This window comes from Pseudomonas sp. F1_0610 (assembly GCF_047470865.1).
Classification (GTDB): domain Bacteria; phylum Pseudomonadota; class Gammaproteobacteria; order Pseudomonadales; family Pseudomonadaceae; genus JAZDRH01.
In genome coordinates, this window is record NZ_JAZDRH010000092.1 from 1 (window position 1) to 371 (window position 371).

Genomic DNA, 371 nt, shown 5'->3' on the forward strand with positions numbered 1-371 from the left:
CCTTATTTATTACAGATTTAACAATGAGTATCGATAAAGATAGATTTTATGAATATGCTGGAGACCTAGATTCTGATGTTATTAATACATATAACATAGATGAAGTTAGAGATAGGATAAGTGGCGTTGTATGGAAGATTTTTCATTACGAAAAAGTAGATATAGCTGAGTTTAAACGCTTGATGGGTATTAAAATATGCTACATAAAAACTGGGAGCCTGGGTTTGGCTCTATTATAAGATGGAACGCCATAGATAAAAATGGAAAGCTCGCATGCTTTATTAATAACTGTTTTGCTGGAGTTCCAAAACAGTTATTGTATAAAAATAATATAAATGAATTAAAAAATAACCTAAATGAGTATCTAGATG

General features: G+C 29.9%; 1 protein-coding gene. It reads left to right on the plus strand.

Translation table 11 applies throughout. From position 1 onward, the window contains the following. On the plus strand, nucleotides 1-239 hold a 239-nt coding region (locus VQ643_RS16355; RefSeq protein WP_414201586.1), incomplete at its 5' end, for a hypothetical protein. Nucleotides 240-371 lie beyond the last annotated feature (132 nt).